The sequence below is a fragment of the Brevibacillus massiliensis genome, assembly GCF_000311785.1.
GTDB lineage: Bacteria > Bacillota > Bacilli > Brevibacillales > Brevibacillaceae > Brevibacillus_C > Brevibacillus_C massiliensis.
The window spans coordinates 10114-14554 of record NZ_HE978561.1 but is presented as its reverse complement, the minus strand read 5'-3'; the positions used below and the strand labels follow the sequence as shown (position 1 = coordinate 14554).

The window sequence follows — 4441 nt, the reverse complement described above, 5'->3', positions numbered from 1 at the left end:
GGTTTGGGATAGACTTTTCAAACACCTGAAACGGAATTTTCTGCGGTTCAGCCTTGGGTATCATCTCCATGTATACTTCCCCCTTTTGCATTTTAATTTAAGGATGAGCTGATCAAACAATCACCTTGTTCCCTTTATTTCCAGTATACCATTCATACAAAAAGAAAAAGAGGAGCCGCATTACTCCTCTTCACCTTTATTCATCTTCCCGATGCCTTTCATATGACTGTCTGATCAGAAACATCGCATAGTCGATTTCATCTAAAGAAGAAACGCCAAATTCAACGTCACCGTTCCCCCAACGACCGAGGTTACTCACATCTTTACAAATACCTCGAGGATCCTGTATTTCATCGAATGGCATATTTAAGCTTAACCGCAGTCTGCTTTTCTGCGGCACAATATCGACGAAGTTTGTTGACGTCTTAAAAGCAATGTATAACTTTTTGAACTCCATGCGGACAGAGCTGTCCAGGTTACAAATTCGTTTGCTCAATTCCTCGAATAACGCCAACATATCTCCCTGTAATTCAGGGTGATCGGCAATCGTATAAGTCACACTATCATTTTCGGAGCCTTTCTTTCGGTATTTAGCCAGAATATCATCCGAAAGCTGTGGGTATTCCCAGACTTTTAACGCCAAATTTGCAAGAAGCTCTGCACGTTTGAGGATTGCCTCCTCATTCCAAGTTTCAAGTTTGGCTAGTTCTCTGTTTAACCTCAGCGGGCTGTCAGCAAACCCGCCCTCCATATCCCGTTTTTCCTTAAACGGTCGATCACTGAGTTCGGAATTATATCGGGTCAGTGTCAGATTGCCCAGCGTATGAAGATACGTTTTGTGCACTTCTTCCCATTTTGGCCCCAAATCCCGTCTCCATTCTGGAGACAAATTTGGATTTTGCGGCATGATGTGTTCGATCGTATAGGCCTCGATATCAATAATCTCTTTTCGATTATAATTTTCCAGCTTCCGAAGCAAGTAATTTCGATTTCTGAAATTATAAACATCCTTAATGATGAGTTCTCGCTTGAACTCCTCATCGGTTGGAAATCGTTTATATGAATCTTTGAGTAAAAACGCCGCACGCACGCTTTCCAAATAATTTGTCTTATCGATCTCTTTGCTGAGTGTTGCAAACGTTTTGTTCAATGAATTGGTTGGAACCCCGCAAACCGCTCTGCGGAAAACGTAAGCTTCAACAAGCTTTAAGATTGCAATAAATTCCGATTTTGATAAAATTTTACGCTCATAGTCGTCATATACCTCAAGCAAGAACGGATACGAGACATCGACCTTTAGTGTATTGATATCCGTTAGCACTTCATTGATTTCTTTATCCTTTTCCGTCTGGAACGCGAGCTTCACAAAATATTGGGAATATCGATAAATATCCTCAACAATTTGTTGAACGTCCAGTTCACTGTGCTGAAATACGTATTCCTTAAAGCTGGAATATACTTCTTGAATGTTTGGAATTCGCCCCGTTTTCACCGTTAAATAGTCACGCATAAATCGGTCAAACAAAGCGGAATTTGTCAGATTCCCGAAGCTTTTTTCCATCGGATACCAGTATTCCGTGTACAGTTCCGCTTGCTCTTTCGGCTCCAATTTCATCAAAACGAAGTTTCGGATCAAATCGGCTTGCGACAGATCAAGCCCCGTCGAGTTCAGACTTTCAAAAATTAATTGCGGATTATCATGGTCACGATCCAACGAAATATCTACGATAATTAACTTGGAAATTCCCTGATACAGCTTATTCAGGTCAATGCCGCTGTTTCTGATGGTCTCAAGAAAAAAATTGTAATTCTCATACACTCTTGGAGAGTATTCATCAGGGAGTTTTTTGCCTAAGATCAGGTTGATCAGCGTGTCCTTATCGCTTTGTGTCAAGATAAGTTTGTGATACAGTTCCCCCTCTTCTTCATTGTTGACCAGATAATAATTCATGATCTTCTTTTTCGTAATATCCCAGTTTTGACCGCTTTCTTCAATTGATTTGCCTAACGCAAGTAACAGTAACGTCAACGTAGTCAATCGTTGCTGTCCATCGATAACAAGCAGTTGTGGAACAGAAGATACTTGATACAACCCTTGTTCTATGTAGACAATCGAGCCAACAAAGTGACCCTTGATCTTTTCATCTACCGCCGCTCTAACAATATCGTTCCAAAGCTGTCGACACTGCTTAATCGTCCAGCTATATTTTCGCTGATAAATCGGAATGATGAATTGTTTTGTACCTTGCATAAATTTCAATAAATTGGTTTCTACCGCCTTCACTTGTCCCTCTCCCCAAAAAATTATTTTCCATTTATTTTACGACAACCTAAATCAATCAGAAAAGCCGAATCCAAGACCTCGCTTCATGAAAGAAAAAGAGGAGCCTATTTTAGCCCCTCTTTTCCACTTATTACAATTCGATCATCTCCAGTAGATCTTGCTCAACAGCCATCTTCACAACTTTTTCCTTGATCAATCGCACAATACCTTTAGATCGTTCTCGCAGGCTTTCGCACATGGGCAAACCGAAGCATCGTGAGGAGAAGAAACGAAACCCGCACTAAAAGCGGTTGCCATTCGTCGCCATGAAACCCGAACAGGTTAGACCCTTCTAACCTGTCAGATCAACTCCGCCACGTTGCCCATGCAACAAGCCCCCTGGGGGACGTGGACATCACAGCCTCAACCCCTCGCCTGAACGTAGGCTCCTCCGTCACACCGCCATCATCAGCCCAAAGATGACGGCAAGCATTCCAACGGACATAAACGGACTGGTTTTCCAGGTTGTCCTGGTCAACAGGTGGTGGGCTTTCAATGTTCGAAACGCTATCACCGTATAAGGCAGGACGACCAATACCGCTGTGACGACGCCTGGAGTATACATTCCCAATAACACGGTTTGCCCCGCGTGGGTAAAAACATTGACAAACAGGATCAATATCGTTGAAACATACAGGTTCATGCTCAGTCCCGCCTGGATTTGCCTGGTTGCGAAATAGGAAATGATGCCGTACAGGATCGTGATCAGGGCGACTACCAGTCCAAACTTGGCGGGTTGATATCCCATGGCCTCTATCACACGTTCAAATCGCGTGTCTTCAAACAAAAAACGGTTCTTTTCTATCCAGGGCTGTGTCCAAAATACTTCCTCCAAATCGTGGATCAAAAAAACAGCGGGACCCAGCCAGATGATCTTTCTCAATGTCACTATCCCACCATCCGCCACACAGCCTGTTTACTTTGAGACGGCACTTTCCTTATTCAGGAAACTGCTGGACGCCACCGCACGATTCTTTTTGGTCGCCGCAGGCTCACCGTATGTACGCAAGTATTCCTTAAACCCGCCGTCAAGGCCAAACGTGTATTCCACGGCATCGGTCGGACAAACATAAATGCACGTCGAACAGGAAATGCATTCTGTGGACAGGATCCTTTTCCCTTCGTACATGTAATCCAACAGCTTGATGTCCATGGGACACGCCCGTTCACAGGCAAAACACTCCACGCATTTTTCCCGTTTGATGTTGATTTTCATCAAAGAAAAACGGGAACCGATTTTCTGAAAAACGGGAATCGGGCATACATAATTGCACACCGCCCGATTGTCCTTCAGAACAACGGCGAGGAGAAACCCCAGTCCGTAATAGATGAGATTGCCGATCAAAAACCAGTACAATTCCCTCAGCGACTCCAGCTCAGGCGGAGTTTGGAGCACGAACAGGATATACAGGACCAACCCCAGCGAACCCAGAAAATGAACATAGCGGAACACGCCGAGGTAAGGAATGCGGCCTTCTTTCGGTTGTTTCCAGGGAAGCAGGTCCAATACGGCAACCGTCCAGCAGGCATACCCACACCAGCCGCGGCCAAAAACAAGCGTTCCCCCGATTTTGGCCACGAGGTAATGGATCGTCGCCCCGACAAATATCCCCATGAAGAGATAAAAGAAGAACCCTTCGATCTGCATGTTTTCTTTTCCCATGATTCCCAGAAAGACAACCATGTACGTACCGACCAGAAACTGCGTGACCAGCCTGCCACGATGCCTGACCCTCTTCGGAAGAACCGCTGTCAAAAATAACCCGATGGCAACCGAAAGCCCGATATAGGAGAAATTAAACAAGTAAAATAAATTGTCCTTGGTTAACCACAGGGTTACAGCAATGGCTAGAAAAATGGACAAAAACGTGCCAGGCAAAATAAAATGCTTGCCTCGAATGTTCCAACTTTGATTTCTGTTATTCAAAACCGTCATCCTCGTTTCCCAAATGTTTCATTTTTATGATCATCCTTTATGCTATCACGATATGGTATCGCAGGCGAGTGCCAATTGGTGATTCAACGATGCATTCCAGGCCGTTTCGAACATCCTTTCCCCTGTCCCCCTTTAAGCTTACAAACTGTAAGAACATGATTATATCCCATTTTGAATTCCCT

Annotated in this window: 3 protein-coding genes; all 3 read right to left on the bottom strand. The window is 44.1% G+C overall.

Features of this window, described 5'->3' with window-relative positions:
* Nucleotides 1–196 precede the first annotated feature (196 nt).
* Nucleotides 197–2284 carry a DUF262 and DUF1524 domain-containing protein gene (locus HGBM_RS26015; RefSeq protein WP_019124006.1) on the bottom strand — a complete coding sequence of 696 codons (2088 nt, stop codon included), beginning with the start codon at nucleotides 2282–2284 and terminating at the stop codon, nucleotides 197–199.
* A 433-nt stretch (nucleotides 2285–2717) separates the two neighbouring features.
* Complete coding sequence (locus HGBM_RS26010) at nucleotides 2718–3212, bottom strand: HXXEE domain-containing protein (protein WP_161605107.1); 495 nt, start codon at nucleotides 3210–3212, stop codon at nucleotides 2718–2720.
* Between the two features lie 27 nt (nucleotides 3213–3239).
* The gene (locus HGBM_RS26005) at nucleotides 3240–4259 is read right to left on the bottom strand and encodes a 4Fe-4S binding protein (RefSeq protein ID WP_173391413.1); all 1020 of its coding nucleotides are present in this window, start codon (nucleotides 4257–4259) and stop codon (nucleotides 3240–3242) included.
* Nucleotides 4260–4441 lie beyond the last annotated feature (182 nt).